We start from the raw sequence: 14,875 nt of genomic DNA on the forward strand, positions 1-14,875 counted from the left end.
AGCGGGTTATTTTGACTTTGGACATAAACTAATAGGAAGGGAGTCTTATTTTGCTTTCGAGGAGTAATGAATCAATGATAGCTGGAGGTATTTCAATAATATCACCGACGTTTTCAGCTTTGCTTTCTGCATATTTACCAACTTTATCAAGGAAATCATGATGCATCTGAACTAATAACTGAACGTCACTAACGATTGGTTTGAACTCAGATTCCCAATCACCTTTATTTTCCAGACAATTATAATAAAAAAAGTATATTTCTTCAGCTTTCCAGAAATCAGAGTAAGCGCCCCCGGTCCGGCCCATCTCATGATTAATGCGATCGTAATCAAAACGTTCGCCATCATAACCATCAGCATATGCACCACAATATAGGACTTTTACCCTTCCGCGGGCGTAATCTCTTACGTCCTTGATAGAATTTAAATCAACCTGATAACTACATAATGCATACCCGTAATGGTTGTTCTCTGAGCCAGGTACCCTTAGTTCAATTTTTCTGGGCCTCCACCCAAGCGTATACGCCGCAAGCCAGTGACCAGCTTCATGCCTTGCTATCCGATACACTCCTTTCTTATAGTCGTAGGCGTTCATTTCCCCTCCTGTTTTTGAAACAGATTAGGGCATAAAATGAACTTAATCACCACATCTTGAGGGGTTAGCTTCAACTTCAATATCAGGAGTGGTGTACGGAGCAAATCTTTCTAAATTTACTGGATAAGTAATAAAAGTATCCTCCAAATGTTCTTGAACGCATTTCGAATCCGCGCAAGGAATAGGATGGAGATCGGTTTTTTCACCAGCGAAATTATCAGTCATAATGCTTCTCCCTGTTTATTGAGCGTCGATAGGCTGCTTAAAACGGGTTAGTAATTCATGGCAGTTGTTATCCTGCCGTTATCCTCAACGTTATAGGTTTTCTTCTCTCCCTTATCATTGACCAGGGTGATTTCCAGCTTCATTTTCTGATCCGCCATCGCCTCCTTGAGGGAGCGCGTCAGGTTATCACTGGCTGAATCCCTCCCGGTGCCTGAGGCTGTCAGGATGGAAGAACTGTCAAACGTATCAGGCTGAGGACCGAGGATGTTCTGTCTCTGTTGGCTGAGTGCGCTGCTATCACGACGACCTGACCAGCGAGGATCACTGATGGCCGTCTGAATTGCAGCCCGTATATCATCTTCAGAATATGGCTGCGCACCATTCTCATGTTGAATCATGGCGGCCATGACAGACTTCAACACTTCAGGATTATGGAGATCCATTCGTTGCTGAGGCTGAAATCCCGTCGCGGCCGAGACGGAGTTGATGTAGGACTGAGTATCATTTTCTGAACGTGGCGCATAAGTGTGGAGCATGCTGTTCAGCGTATTATTGCCACGATCGCCATATAACATCAGTTGCCGTGCCATCGCCGCCAGTCCATCATTGCTGTTGTCATAGGTGACAAAGCCACGATTAACACCCGTCGCATTAGGCGCCACCCTCAGGTTGCCAGGGTTATTATTTCTCAGACCCAATGCCTGGTTTGACGGCTGGTTGTAGTTCACATTCCCGCGCGAAGTTGCTGAACCCGGAGGCAAGATAATGGATAAGTCATTACTGAGTTGCTCAGCCAGATCACCAGGACGGTATTGCGCATCGTAGCGCTGCCTGACGGCATCCGTCATAATGCCCGCATCAACCGCCCCACGCTCACGCCTGGTAAGCGTGTTATACAGCGCTTTATCTCTCTGAATGCGTCGTAATTTATCGGCATCTTTGCTGCTGACAAACCCCAATGCATGTGAAAGCCCGGTCAGGTCGCCATGAGAGAATAAGTCTGTAACCCCTTCAAGCCCGTCTTTTACCGAACCATCAGAAAGAAGACCTTTGAAGAGTGAGTTTTTAGAGCGATTTTTCAGCCCATCCCATGCAGCGCCGAGTTCATTCATCGTGCCGTTAATGGCGGAAAGTTTCTGATTAAGCTCGGGGTCAACCGTCAAACCCAGTTCATCCGATTTAGCCAGCAACGCTTTCATCCGGACGCCTTCTCGCATCAACGCCAGCATCTCAGGCGTCAGGCCAAGCGCATCCGAAACTGATTTTTGCTGATCAGGCCGTAGCGTCGGAAACACCCTGGCGATTGATTCCAGCGTTCTCAGCGTATCGACAGACCCATCATTATTTTTCTGGATCTGAACGCCAATCTGCGCCAGCGCCCCCAGTACCTGGCCATTCGCACCGCTGGCGGCTTCCTTCAGGCTTTTAGCCATCCCCTCGATTGAGGTGTTAGCGCTATCCCCGTCAGCCCCCAGAATACGCATAGCCCCGGAAAGGCGGGAAAAATCATCAACCCGCATACCGGCATTTTTAGCCGCAGTATCAAGGTTGTAGGCTTCCCGCGATGCCTCCCGGAATCCATAGGCAACCTGTTTCAGACCATACCCGGCAGCACCGACCACCCCGAGCGCCCCCAGTTTGCCTGCGAGTTCCCCCACCATTTTCAGCGGAGGAACCATATCCCCGATATATTGCACGTTATCACGGGCATTTTTGGACAGATTTTCGAAGCGGGAGATAAAACCGTTCAGGCCATCGAGGGTCTCTTGTCCTCCTAACTGCAGCCCCTCTTTTGTTTTATCCAGCTTAGGCTCCAGATCGCGGATAGCCTCATTGATACGCTCAATGGCCTCCGTCGCCTGATCGCCAGCCACCAGCTCAAAGTCGAAAGAATTACTCATCGGGTTTGGTATTCCTGAGTTTATTGATGCGGGTGGCCTGCGATACCCACCACTTCAGACGGGCATAGGTCATGCCCCATGCCCTGTCCTCTGTCCAGCGAAAAAAGAACGTGACGTCAGCGGCCGTTTCCTGCCAGGCAGTCAGGGCTTCCAGGTCAAAAAACCGAGCAAATAATCCTCGCACTTGCGGAAGTCGATAAAGTCCATTGGCTGAAGCACGCTCTCCCGCGTATCCGTGACCAGTGCGATCAGCAGACGCATCGCCGCCAGTGAAGTGGACGAGGCCTGTTTTTCATAAAACTGCTCGGCCTGGCTGAGTGTCGGGGCCTTCAGCTCCAACTGTTCATAACGCGTTTTTTGCGCCTCATCTGCCAGCGGCTTGATAAGAGGAATAACTTTTGTGCGTTCGAGTTCTGCCATCTTAGTTCTCCGTCACGTCCCGACCTTCCCAGCGAACATCAAACACGGCATCTTCGCTTTCCACTTCCTGAACGTTGACTGTCCAGAGTGCACGACCGATGATGGTCTTACCATTCGCCAGCTCGGCGATCACGTTGACGTTCGTCTGGTCGTTAAACCCTTTTACGTTAGTACCGCCACTGTCACGCAGACGAGCAGAAATATACGGGGCAACCGGCTTTTCTTTATATCCGTGCACACCGTCCATTCCGGTAAGCGTGGTGCGGTTTACCGTGGAAGGCTGATATTTGAATGACCCCTCCACCATCACGCTCACGCCATTTACAGTGACATAGGCGGTACCCGCAACGCGGTTAGAAGTATCTCCGGCCATCTTTTACGCTCCTGTTGATTCAGCCTGCAGGCGGAACTGGTTAAGCAGCGCAAAAATACGCAGCTGATTGATGAGGGTTCCCGGCCACAGCACGTCCACCCGGTTAGGATTTGAGGCGTTTTGTTCAACGATAATGTTTTTCGCGAACGCGTCAGCATCCTGGGCGTAACCGTTAAACACCAGCGTCTGGTATTCGGCGATCTGGTCAGCTTTGATGATGTTGGGCGTCACAATGGGCTGCCCTGGTGCAAAACGGGTCCCGTCAGCAGCCAGCTTCATGCGCCCGAACTTGCTGGTCACCGCTGTGCGCAGATAGCGGGTCACGAACATCAGGCTGAACAACGTTTCCACCTGCAAGTAACTGTCGTCTTCATCGCCGTAACTGTTTTTCTGGTAGGTGGTGATGATGTTTTCCACATTCACCGTTCCGTCGTCGGCGACGGTATAAGTTGAAATGCCGCTGTACAGCAGGTTGTTACGCTCAGTGAGTTCGAAGCGGTCCTGCAGATCGGGCGCCAGTACGCCATAAACCGGCAGGCTCTGCAGCGGGCGGCCCGGATCATTACGCAGGCTCGGGGCAATGGCACCGGTCAGCGCGGCAGACCATATATAACGAGGCGTTGGAGAGCAATAGACGCCCAGCAGCGTTTCATGCTGGTTATTTCGGGCCTCGCCTTTTGTGCCCAGCTCGGCATAGGTTCCCGACGTTGTGCCGAAAGCATGCCCGTACAACTGTTTATCCCACGCCCAGCGGCCGGAAGCATCGTTCAGAAACGCCTTCATGGCATCAAGAGAGGCCGTATCGTCGTAAGGGTTGATGATGAAATCGAACGTTTTATCCTGCAGATTGCCGAGTGCATCCACAAAATCCGGAGAGCCGGCGCCGCCTGCCATCGAGGTAATGGTCAGGGTGAGACCTGCAGGCGTCGATTCCCCGCCCTGCGTCCCCAGATAGTTGAGGCGAATATCAATCCCGTTACCCAGGAGCCCCCTGTTTTTTGCCGTGAACTCCACTGTGTCAGTGGCATCCGATTTAACAGCTGCTGTAACCGGGAGGTCAGTTTTTCGGGCGATAGCGGCGACCAGTGCCGCAGCGATTTGCGCCGGCGTATCGGTTGCCAGAACGGTGAGCTGCACGCGGGTCCCGGCGAGGTAGAGAGAGATTACGCCCGTCTCAGACGCCTGTGACGCAACCTTGATATTCCCCTTCGCAGCTACCATTGACCCGGAGTCGTCCGCCAGCGGCAGGATCCAGATTTCAGCGGCCGTATCATTCTTCTGATAGGCGGTCATCATGCCATGCAGTTGTGACCCCTTACCGGTCAGCTCTCCCACGCCATTCGGCGAGGAGACTTTGACGGGGATATTGGCCTGCGTCGAACCAGCAGCCAGCATCTGGCCAATCAGCAAGGTTCGTTGCGTCGCCGTCGCCGTATTGGCCATGGAGTTGTCGAACTCGACGTAAAACAACGGCGTCCGGAGGTTACCGGGTACGCGAGAAAACGGAACGGTCATTTAAGCGTCCTCTTTTTTAGCGGTGTTCTTCACACCTTTTTCCAGCACCAGGCTGACATCGCCATCCTTCAACCGACGGCGCCAGAACGTATTATCAGGCACCTCTGCGCCATCTGCGGGTAAAGGTTCACCCCTGACGGGGCAGCGAACGCTAAGCCCGTCCTTTGGTTTTACAAACATGGATCACTCCTGCAGGTTGATTTTTATACCTGGCTTGAACGTACCGGCTGGCATTTCGACGGTGATATCGATCCCCTCCAGCGGAGGCGGGTCGATGGGATAAAAATCTTCCGGCCCCTGATAATGTTCGATATCGATTTCGAACAGCAGCTGGCCCAGATGGGCTTCCCCCTCACCGTCAACGTTAATCGTCGAACGGATTTCCGCGTACTTCTGGATTTTACGGGTGAGCTCGTAGCTGTTGATGACCGCCCTTTCCACCTGCTCACGCAGGTCTTCCAGCGCGGTCTCAGCTCGCAGAGCGCCGTCATCATCAGTTTCCCCGTCATACTCCTGGACGCGGCCAGTGATGCGAACGGTGGTCACCGTGGTGAACGCCGGCGTATTCCGCCCCTGCGCCTTTTTATGGTCAAACGGGGTTTGTACCAGCAGCGCCGGATAAAGCGCCGCCGAGGTTGGCCAGTCCCGCGGGGAATAAACGCGGTCTCCGGCATCGGTGTGCCCGACCAACGCCGTCACCACCATTTTGCGAATAGCTGATGCATTCATCGTGCTTTCACCACATTGAGAACAAGGCGGGATCCGCCATGACTGTCAGGCTCGACATTGGACACCACGAATAACTGATTAATGACGTGGCCGCCGACGGTTTTAATAAACACGCGGTCAGACTCCATCGGCTGAGATTTACCCAACTGGCGGAACTCGGCATCACGTACGCCGAGCATCGGACTTGACGTGTTAATCACTGAGTCACCATCGAGGTTTTCAGCAGCCTGGGCATACCCACGGTCAAAAATGCCGTTAATCGTGAAAGGAGAAGTACCGTCTTTAGGGCGGTACTCGTGTTCATCGCCGAAGACGCCATGTAGCGGACTCAACAGGTGTAAATCCCAGTCCACTCCCATCGCGCTTACTCCGTAGTAATTTTCACGCCACGCGCAGCAGATAACGCACGCTGCCGAAGAACCTGAACATCGGCGATCACACCTGCAGCCAGCAGACGTTCTGCGTCCTTACCGGAGACCGGAATACGCAAATTTTCGCGGTAAATCTCGCCGTCATGGCGAATGCAGTTCCCCTTCAGAACGACGTATTCAGGGGCAGCGGTTTCATCTTCATCGCCATCCGCTTCCTCTGCTGAATCACCGTCTGTTTCGTCATGCTGTTGGTTATCCTGAACGATGCCTCCTGCATTCAGATCGTCAACATTCAGGACTTCTTCGGCGGTGCCTTCCGCATTCAGGTCATCCACCGACCCGGTTTTGATTGTTTTAGCCATATCAGACCACCGTTGCGCAGAGGGATGCGTTTACCCGGCTCGGAATAACAAGCGGGGAGGATTGCATCAGGATAAGGCGTTGCGCTGGATCTTCTTTCACCCAGGACTTGGGCGCATAAGCCAGCGGGCCATAGTTGAATGCCGGGTCCAGAATCACACCAAAGGCACGGGTGCCCATCAGGTCCGCGCCGCTCATGATGACAGCGCCATCAGGGATCATTGGTTTCTCGACATTATCAAGCGGGTCAATAAACCAGTCGTTATACAACCAGAGGTCAAAGTTACCCCAGCGGCCTTTATAGATAGCTCCCTTCATGACCTGCGGGCCCGCATTAATCTGGTTACCAAACGGGCTCAGCGCCGGAAATGTGATGGCGTTATCCTTGATGGTGGTATCGAGTCGGAATGCACGCCATGACTTATTCGTGAAGACCAGGTCGGTGGCGACAGAACCGGATTCTTTCAGGAAAGTGGTCTGCCAGACTTCGATATCATCAGAAGGTTGGGTATTGGTCGCGCCGGCGGCAACGGTCAGCGGCCATTTGTCCGAACCGCTCAGGGTGATGGTCAGGTCGGAAGCACGACCAAAATCCACCACTTTAGTTTCGTAACCTTCCCCGGTGACCGTGACGGTCCCGGACACCAGCGCGCTGGCCGCCATCCACTCCAGACGACGGTTGATCATGTCGATCTGGTCAGTCATTTCAAACTGCAGATTTAACATTTCACGTTCGGCGGCAGTGTATTCGCCACCAATTCGCTCGCCAATCTGACGACGAATCGGTTTACGCAGATCAGGGGCGCGCTTGTCTTTGATGTACGCAGGTTTAAAGGTATTGGTCTGGTATTTACGGGACTCGACCAGCTTGCCCTCCACCAGCGGAGAGACAAACGGCGCCATACGACGCAGGCCGACATCGACATCAATCGCCACTTCTTCAGTCTCATAGGTCACGACATTCGGGAAGAAGCGATCCAGTAACCAGTTCTGACTGGTTTTCAGGTTAGGAACGACCTGTACCAGCACGCTGGTATCAAAAATATTTTCCATATTCAGTCTCTTGATAATGCCAGCTGCACGCTGGCAAAAATTGGAATGAGTCAGCCCCTGCCGGTTAAAGCATTAGATCAGGAGTGAGAGGGGTAAATCAGGAAGTGGCTACAGGGGCCTGAGTGCTGTCTTTCAGGAAAATAGCCAGCGGACGCAGCGCGGTTTTCATTGCCGCCAGAGTCCATGATGCATCAATAATGATATGGTTCTGGTTGAACTCGCCCATCAGATAGAGTCCGCCATTCTGATCGGCTGACGAGGCATCGACATTATCAACAAGAATTGCCACAGGCGTTTCACTGCCATCTTCAGCCGTTTTCACACAAGCAGTGTATTTGCCGCTGGCGGTCACCATCCCCAGTACGGTTCCACGCTTATAGGTCCCACCGGTGATAATGCCGGTATCAGTAACTACCTGAAGCGTACCGGCGATGAGCTGGTCCGGCATAAACAAGGCACTTTTCATACCCGGAGCAAACTGATTCTGACCATACTGATCCATTATTTCTCTCCTTTAGTGGAGTTGTAGAGACTGGTCATTTTGTTCACCAGCGTCGCTTTACCGCCAGATGGTTTCTCCCCATCCTGCCCAAGCCGGACATTCTCGCTTTCCTGCATGCGCTGATCGAGAGAGCGCTTGCGCGTCGCCTGGGGTTGAGTAGCTGGCGCGGTAGATGCCAGAACGTCGATAGCAGCCGCAGCGCTCATCCCGGTGTTGAATGCGAGCGAGGCGGCCAGCGATGGATTCGCAGCGGCATGCTTACTACCGAAGATGCGGGCGCAACGTTTACGCTCAGCAATGCGGGCACTTTTAGCCGCTTTGCCTTCTTTGCGGTCGTCGTCATCGTCGGGATCATCCTCTTCGGAAGCATCCGGATCGTCATCATCATCTTCCGCATCGTCGTCGCGTTCGTCTTCTTCGGCGTCGTCGTCACGCTCATCGTCTTCCGCATCATCATCGCGCTCGTCTTCTTCCGCGCGACGGGCTTTCGCCTTTTTGGCTTTTTTATCGTCTTCCTCTTCGGAAGCCGACGCGCCAAGTCCAATAAGGTGGGCAAAACTAAACGGTTTCTTTGCCATTTCAGGCTCCTGTTTTTTCAAGTAAATGTCTGAACGCAGCATCCGGAGGGCATACCTCATCAGCCAGTCCAAGCTCCACACCATCAGCAGCCATAAAACAGGCGGCCTGCGTACTTTTAATCACCTTCGGGCTGATCCCGCGATTTCTGGCGACGGTATTCACAAATAATTCCCCCATCGCGTTAATATCCCCCTGGATGGCATTGAACGCTTCTTCAGAGAGTTCACGTAATGGCGAGCCTTCTGCTTTACGGCTTCCGAAGGTAATGATCGTCACTTTCAGACCGTCGTCTTTAATTCGCTGCGTCCAGTCCAGGTGCATGGTGATGACGCCGACTGAACCCACGCCGCCGGTTCTGGGAACGGAAATACGGTCAGCAGCGCTGGCAATCGCATACGCCGCGGAGTACGCATTTTCGGTCAGAATGGCATGGATGGGTTTCGTGCCCCGGGCGTTGTAGATTTCATCAACGAGATCAAAACAACCGGCCACTTCACCACCGGGCGAATCAATATCAAGGCAGATGCCGTTAACTTCCGGGTCCGCCAGCGCGGTCAGAAAGGACTGGCGGATGCCGTCATAACCGGTCATGCCGCTATACGGTCGCAGACTTCCCAGTTTTTGAACCAGCGTACCGCAGATGGGGATCACGGCGACCCCGGCCACGTTGTCATATCCGGGGTCGCGTTTTGACTCCCGACCACGTTTGTCGTCGTAGCCGTACCAGTCATCGTCTTCCATCGCCAGAGAGGATTCGATTCTGCTGATGCCAAACCGGTCCATAACCGCGGCCATGATGACCTCGGCTTTATTCGGATGAAGGGCCAGCGGCGTATTAAACAGACGTTGCGCCAGATGAGGTAGATTCACTTTTCCTCCGGATCTTTGATTGTCTCGCTGGCGAACTTGTCCGCCTGCGCCCAGCTGGGTAATGGAAGCCCGCGTTTCAGGCAGGACTCAATTTCGAGCTGCCGTTGGTCAAGCACTTCCTCCCAGTCCTCACCGACGTTTTCCCCCACTTCAATTTCAAGCGTGGAAAGCCCCGCATCCAGACCAAGAATGGCGCCTTTTTTCTCTGCAACCGGATCCACCCAGCCGCGGCCCGGCCCCATCCAGCGCGCGCGGGAATAGGCGGCGCGGGCCTCTACAAAGTCAGGCGCACCTGCTGGCAAGGGCAAATCTTCGTTATCGTGAACTTCCTCAACAAAAGCCGTCAGAATGGGCTGTGCAGTACCCATAGAGAAATCATCACGACGTCGGGTCAGCGTCTTCCATGCTTCCAGCAATGAAGATCGCGCGGAACTGTAGTTAACATCTGACCAGTCCTGAGTGACCTGCTGCGGAGAAAGTCCGGTACCGGACGAGAAGTTACGCAACACGGCTGATTCGAACACCTCAAAGTTGCTGTAAGGGCGGGCGGCATTAACCGTTGTTATTTTTTCACCTGGATAAAGAATCGGCATCCGGGCGCCATTTTGCAGGGTCAGCCGGCGGTCATTGTGAAATTCCACGCGGCCGTCCTGATAGGCTCCCAGACTGGTGTCATCGAAGCTTTCCCCCATCGCAGCCTGAACCATTTCAGAATCATAAGGTGACTCTATATATGCTGCGAAAATGGCATTCAGAATGGCGGCCTCCAGTTCGCTCTGGTCATATTTCACCAGCATTTTCAGACGCTGAATGACCGGCGTCAGGATGCCATTGCCGCGGTGTTGAGCACCCCGCTCATGGTCGAAATCATGGACGACATGCGGACGCCCCCAGGCGGTTTCACGGGGTATACGCCGCCATGTCATAGTTTTGGCACCGCTCCACCAGTCGCCGATATGCGCCTCACGGATGTGATAAGCAATCGGTGCGCCGTCCTCATCAATCTCCACGCCACCGCGAATATTCGGCATATCGAAATTCTGCTGTGGGTTACTGAGCCTGTCAGGATCGACGACCTGAACAGTGGTGGCATATCGTCCCCTGCCCCGCCCCAACCGGTCAGGCCGGTACTGGAGGACCATCAGCGCATCCCCGTCAATCAGCTTGTGGCGAAAGGCCAGGCGCAACATCTGCGGCACAGTCAGCTTGCGTTCAACATCGCAGTACCGCCCGGTGTCATATGCCCAGGTGCGCCAGTGCGCCTCCAGCGCTTTGCCGTACTCTTCAGCCCATGTTGAATCGAAGGATTTATTACCGGTGACCATACGCAGCACCCGGTAATCGGGTTTCATGATGGGCCTGAAATTGGCGCCGACGGCGTTATCCAGAAGACGGGTTACCGCGCCGTTCGCCCACCCGTCATTACGGACCAGGTCACGGGCACGCGAAACAATGCGATCGCGATAAATGTTGATTTCGTTGTCCGGCGACCATAGCGCTGGTTGCCAGTTCGCCAGCTGATCACTAAACGAATCGGCGGCGTCATAAGGTACCCGGCTGCCGCCCGTCAGCATGCCAGGCCGCGGTGCGCGATAAGGGGTACCATCCGGGCCAAGTATTTGTACTTTATTCATCAGAATCGAAACCTCACTGGCTTACGTGGCCTCACGACAATACCCAGATACGCCTGTAGAAGCTGAATCAGCCCCAATAGTTCGGACAGTGTGGTTTGCTGGTAGGACACGGAGCGTGTTCCGTCTCCCTGCGTATAGGAAAATGAAACACCGTGGCTCCCTGCGGCTAAGTCAACGTAAGCAGCCTGGGCTTTAGCTAATGCTGCCCGCGCCTGATCATCACTCATTCCAGCCAGCAGGCTGGTATTCCGGTTGAACATGGTTTTCCTTATTGCGGCAGGAGTTTAGAAATTTGCTTACGCTTAACTGGCGTGGGTTCTTCAATAACCGCACCGGGTAACTCGTAGCTGATTTTTTCTTCTGGTACGGCAGGTGCCGGCAGGAATTTTTCGGGGTTGGCTTCAAGGTTTGCGGCCCGGACGTTGAGCTTTAACCCCATATGCTTGAGTCCACACAATGCGGCATAGCTGTAAACCAGGCAGTCGAGCGCTTCGTTCGCCCGACCCGGTATCTGCTCCCAGACACTGAAGCGCTGGCCCGCAGTCACTTTGTAAACCAGACGTTCGGCCAGCAGCTGGTTGAAATACCCCAGGTCCCGATCATCAGGGAAATGCATATAACCCGCTGCGGCTGCGCCCGGTGCGGGAGGGTCAAGGTGGAGGCGACCACGCACAACATCCTTGGCAGAGTTCACACCAATGATAATTGGCCGGAAACTGGCTTTGCTTTTCGATGTCGGGCGCTTTGTCGGCCAGACAGGGTTACGCCTGCCGCTCTGAGCAGACTCACCTTTGATCGCCCACACACGACGCCCCAGACGCTCCTTAGCAAATTCGTAGACCTTTTGCGTGTGGTGTCCGCCGGAGTCCATGCATGTCGCCATGATGTTGAGTCCACGACCATCACCCCGGCGCCAGATCTGTTTCAGGTACGCATCGAGTCGTTTCCACGGCTCATCCGTTTCCAGATCGCCATAAATCACATCGTGGGAAACCGACCATGATTCTTCATCCCTTCCCCAGCCGGTGATCGTGATTTCGAAGCGATCATCCTGGGTATCTACGCCTGCAGTTAACAAAGCCACGCCATCAGGAACGATGGCCGGGAAGACTTCACGACGCGCCAGCAGAATATCAACCGGCAGCTGCTTGCCGTGGTTGGGTCTGTGTGGCAAACCCATCTGGGTATTCCACCAGGCCTGCTCTTTATCTGGATCCCCCTTCGCCTTGATATATTTTCCCGCGATATCCGACGGTTTATCTTTCTGCCAGGGGCTGAACAGTTTGGAAGCCTGATAACCGGCGTGGTGGTTATCGACAGCCTCTTTGCCGCAATCCGGACAAATCGCCCGGTAGACCGCATGCCGCGGTGATTCGGACCATTTCCAGACAGCAGCCACGCTATTTTCGTCATTCGCCCGCCAGGCCTGATCGTACTCGAGCAACGGGGAATGGCGTGCTCCACAACACTCAAACGGCCGGGTCTGATGCCAGCGGATAGTCTGTAATGCGCGCAGGCGCTCACCTTCAGACCAGCCGGCACCGCAACACTCACAGTGGATCATTGCTGATTTTGTCAGGTGTTTATCACCCTCTTTCGGCCACTGGACGTGTTTGAAAAAATCCAGAAACTGCCGATGCCCGCAGTGCGGACAAACGACCGAGGCCCGCCGCTGGTCAGATTCGGCATAGCTGTCGGCAATTCGGCTTTCGTCCTCAACGGTCGGCGAACAGGCGCGAACGGAAAGCCAGGTCAGGCCATACGTTGCGGTGCGTTCCTCCGCGAGGGCGATCGGATCCCCCTCTCGGGTAATCGGGTATTTATCCACCTCATCCGCCAACAGAACGCGGATAGGTCGGCGTGCCAGGTTATCCGGGCTACCGGCGCCAGCCAGCGCCAGAAATCCGCCCGTAAACGCTTTATAGAGGATGGTTTCTTTTGAACTCTTCTGTTTTGAGTCACCGATGATTTTCCGTAGTACCGGTGTCACCCGCACCAGCGGGCTGATACGCTCCTTAGAAAACTGCTCTGCCGCCTCTTCTTTCGGCTGCAGGAGCAAAATCGGGCACGGGTCGAGGTGAGCGAAATAGCCGAACAGGTTTTCAAGCAATGCCGTTTTCATCAGCTGCGTGCAGCACATCACCGTGACGACATGCACGCCGGATTCAGTCGCCGCCAGCATCGGACCACGGGCAATTTCTACAGTCGAGGTATCCCAGTTCCCTGACATGCTCCCGGCCTCTTTCGCCAGCTTCCGGTAGTCATCTGCCCATTGCGGAACGCTGATACGCGGCGGTGGCGTCCATCCTTTTCTGACACTCAGTTGAAGCCGTTCAATCTTCAGCTGAGTTAAATTCTGGCTCTCCGAGGACTGAGATATGTTTGTGGACATGTTCGATCAGCACCTCTGTCATCCTGTCCGCCGGCACACCCAGATCAGCGGCTATAAGCGGTGCCACCCGGGAAGGCCAGTTCATCCAGGCATCCCGCTGTTGGCGAAAGGCGTTGAAAAGAATCTCCTCGGCGGCGACCAGTTCAATCGTCTGGCCACTGTCTTTTTCATACTGAAGTTTGGCCAGCAGAGCCATATAGTTTTCGCGCACCCGCGCGGCTTCCTCCCGGGTAAGATCGGCACCTTCGGTAAGGATAATTTTTCTGGCTGTGTCTTCAATTTCATCACCGACATCATCGACGACCGTCGGCGTTTTCTTTTTCTTCGCGTTCGATGCGCGCGGATCCTTTCCGTCACGGTTTTTCTTCAGTGCGGCATCGCTCGCATCTACATCAATCAGGTCACCGTCCATCACGATGAAACGCCCGGCTTTAATCCAGCGCCCAATCGTTTTGCGATCGACGCCTGAGTGCTGCGCATACTGGCTCTGATTCATCATGGTCATGGGACATCACCTGGGACATTTTGGAGTTGGGACATTTACCTGGGACATTTTTGCAATGTCCCACACGAATGTCCCACTGGAATAAATGGAATAATCCGTGCTGGCTCTGGCGTGGATGACGATCCCTTGAGGTGGGACATGGGACACAAAATAAAAAGTTGTAGCTACAAAAACACCGCGGCGCGCAATGCCCGTGCCTTACAAAAGTCTCAGGAAGGACCCATTTTTTGTAGGGTGGTATTTGAAAACATTTTTTTACATGGCATCACGATGAATCACCCCCTATCATTGTCACGATTAATGCAAGGGGATAATGATGAAAAAAACTCGTTTGATTAACGCGGCGTTGGCTGCTGTTTTACTTACTTCTTTTGTTGCACACGCTCAATGGCTCACCAAAGTAGATGACGACCTGTTTACCGGTGGGAAAAAAGCTTTGATGATCGGTGATTTATCATCCTCAGATTCTGGTCTGATTTTTGACTGCACCAAAAATAAGTTATCAGTTGCATACGTAGAGACAGACAAATCGACTGACTCCGTTCCTGCTGTCGCAATGGATTTGATCATCAAAATTGATGGCAACCCAGCCAATAAGCTTGAAGCCTCTCTATCACGCAGAAATGCCCAAGCCGTTGAAGTAGGAGCTGATGACGCAGAAAAAATAACTGCAGTTCTTAAGCAGTTACAAAACGCCAAGTCTAAAATTTTGGTTGGTATACAGACTCAAGACGGAGGTAATCAATCCTCGTTCTCGGGCAATGCATCCGGTTCTACCACTGCGACAAATAGTTTTATAAAAGCCTGTGAGATATCTCTGTAACTCACATATCAGCATGGGGCATCACTGC

At 53.5% G+C, this 14,875-nt stretch carries 19 protein-coding genes; 1 reads left to right on the forward strand and 18 read right to left on the reverse strand.

From position 1 onward, the window contains the following. Positions 1 to 28: 28 nt before the first annotated feature. From EDF82_RS04735 to EDF82_RS04820, 18 genes are all read right to left on the reverse strand, one after another. Entirely contained in the window at positions 29 to 595 is a 567-nt protein-coding gene (locus tag EDF82_RS04735) for a hypothetical protein (protein ID WP_123754434.1), read from the reverse strand. A 42-nt stretch (positions 596 to 637) separates the two neighbouring features. Then, complete coding sequence (locus EDF82_RS25125; RefSeq protein WP_148060378.1) at positions 638 to 820, reverse strand: hypothetical protein; 183 nt, start codon at positions 818 to 820, stop codon at positions 638 to 640. A gap of 47 nt (positions 821 to 867) precedes the next feature. Beyond that, positions 868 to 2,721, reverse strand: coding sequence for a hypothetical protein (locus tag EDF82_RS04740; protein ID WP_123754435.1), 1,854 nt, complete (start codon positions 2,719 to 2,721; stop codon positions 868 to 870). A 141-nt stretch (positions 2,722 to 2,862) separates the two neighbouring features. Next, positions 2,863 to 3,141, reverse strand: coding sequence for a phage tail assembly protein (locus EDF82_RS04750; protein WP_123754436.1), 279 nt, complete (start codon positions 3,139 to 3,141; stop codon positions 2,863 to 2,865). A gap of 1 nt (position 3,142) precedes the next feature. Further along, positions 3,143 to 3,514: a phage tail tube protein gene (locus EDF82_RS04755; RefSeq protein WP_123707257.1), complete on the reverse strand. Its 372-nt coding sequence runs from the start codon at positions 3,512 to 3,514 to the stop codon at positions 3,143 to 3,145. Positions 3,515 to 3,517: 3 nt separating this feature from the next. After that, positions 3,518 to 5,029: a phage tail sheath subtilisin-like domain-containing protein gene (locus EDF82_RS04760; RefSeq protein ID WP_123754437.1), complete on the reverse strand. Its 1,512-nt coding sequence runs from the start codon at positions 5,027 to 5,029 to the stop codon at positions 3,518 to 3,520. Further along, on the reverse strand, positions 5,030 to 5,209 hold the full coding sequence (locus EDF82_RS04765) for a DUF2635 domain-containing protein (protein WP_123754438.1): 180 nt from the start codon (positions 5,207 to 5,209) through the stop codon (positions 5,030 to 5,032). Positions 5,210 to 5,212: 3 nt separating this feature from the next. Beyond that, positions 5,213 to 5,758 (reverse strand): ATP-binding protein, encoded by a 546-nt coding sequence (locus EDF82_RS04770; RefSeq protein WP_123754439.1) that lies wholly within the window; start codon positions 5,756 to 5,758, stop codon positions 5,213 to 5,215. Next, positions 5,755 to 6,117 carry a hypothetical protein gene (locus EDF82_RS04775; RefSeq protein WP_123754440.1) on the reverse strand — a complete coding sequence of 121 codons (363 nt, stop codon included), beginning with the start codon at positions 6,115 to 6,117 and terminating at the stop codon, positions 5,755 to 5,757. The genes EDF82_RS04770 and EDF82_RS04775 overlap by 4 nt, the downstream gene beginning before the upstream one ends. A gap of 5 nt (positions 6,118 to 6,122) precedes the next feature. Beyond that, positions 6,123 to 6,491, reverse strand: a complete 369-nt coding sequence (locus EDF82_RS04780) for a hypothetical protein (RefSeq protein ID WP_048271840.1) — start codon at positions 6,489 to 6,491, stop codon at positions 6,123 to 6,125. Between the two features lies 1 nt (position 6,492). Then, complete coding sequence (locus tag EDF82_RS04785) at positions 6,493 to 7,542, reverse strand: major capsid protein (RefSeq protein ID WP_042944984.1); 1,050 nt, start codon at positions 7,540 to 7,542, stop codon at positions 6,493 to 6,495. A gap of 97 nt (positions 7,543 to 7,639) precedes the next feature. Continuing rightward, positions 7,640 to 8,044 carry a head decoration protein gene (locus tag EDF82_RS04790; protein WP_048271842.1) on the reverse strand — a complete coding sequence of 135 codons (405 nt, stop codon included), beginning with the start codon at positions 8,042 to 8,044 and terminating at the stop codon, positions 7,640 to 7,642. Beyond that, on the reverse strand, positions 8,044 to 8,622 hold the full coding sequence (locus EDF82_RS04795; RefSeq protein ID WP_123754441.1) for a hypothetical protein: 579 nt from the start codon (positions 8,620 to 8,622) through the stop codon (positions 8,044 to 8,046). Before EDF82_RS04795 ends, EDF82_RS04790 begins: the two co-directional genes overlap by 1 nt. A 1-nt stretch (position 8,623) precedes the next feature. Continuing rightward, positions 8,624 to 9,493 (reverse strand): S49 family peptidase, encoded by an 870-nt coding sequence (locus EDF82_RS04800; protein WP_064359398.1) that lies wholly within the window; start codon positions 9,491 to 9,493, stop codon positions 8,624 to 8,626. Further along, positions 9,490 to 11,127 (reverse strand): phage portal protein, encoded by a 1,638-nt coding sequence (locus EDF82_RS04805; RefSeq protein ID WP_123754442.1) that lies wholly within the window; start codon positions 11,125 to 11,127, stop codon positions 9,490 to 9,492. The genes EDF82_RS04800 and EDF82_RS04805 overlap by 4 nt, the downstream gene beginning before the upstream one ends. Further along, entirely contained in the window at positions 11,127 to 11,387 is a 261-nt protein-coding gene (gpW, locus tag EDF82_RS04810) for a gpW family head-tail joining protein (RefSeq protein WP_025713573.1), read from the reverse strand. Before gpW ends, EDF82_RS04805 begins: the two co-directional genes overlap by 1 nt. Before the next feature lie 8 nt (positions 11,388 to 11,395). After that, positions 11,396 to 13,519, reverse strand: a complete 2,124-nt coding sequence (locus tag EDF82_RS04815) for a phage terminase large subunit family protein (protein WP_123754443.1) — start codon at positions 13,517 to 13,519, stop codon at positions 11,396 to 11,398. Continuing rightward, a complete protein-coding gene (locus EDF82_RS04820; RefSeq protein ID WP_123754444.1) occupies positions 13,461 to 14,024 on the reverse strand; it encodes a hypothetical protein in 564 nt (187 codons plus the stop codon). Before EDF82_RS04820 ends, EDF82_RS04815 begins: the two co-directional genes overlap by 59 nt. A gap of 313 nt (positions 14,025 to 14,337) precedes the next feature. On the opposite strand from EDF82_RS04820, the gene EDF82_RS04825 reads away from it, so the two are divergent. Further along, entirely contained in the window at positions 14,338 to 14,847 is a 510-nt protein-coding gene (locus tag EDF82_RS04825; protein ID WP_227540104.1) for a hypothetical protein, read from the forward strand. The last annotated feature ends 28 nt before the right edge of the window (positions 14,848 to 14,875 follow it).

Source organism: Klebsiella sp. BIGb0399 (genome assembly GCF_003752615.1).
GTDB classification, from domain to species: domain Bacteria; phylum Pseudomonadota; class Gammaproteobacteria; order Enterobacterales; family Enterobacteriaceae; genus Klebsiella; species Klebsiella lignicola.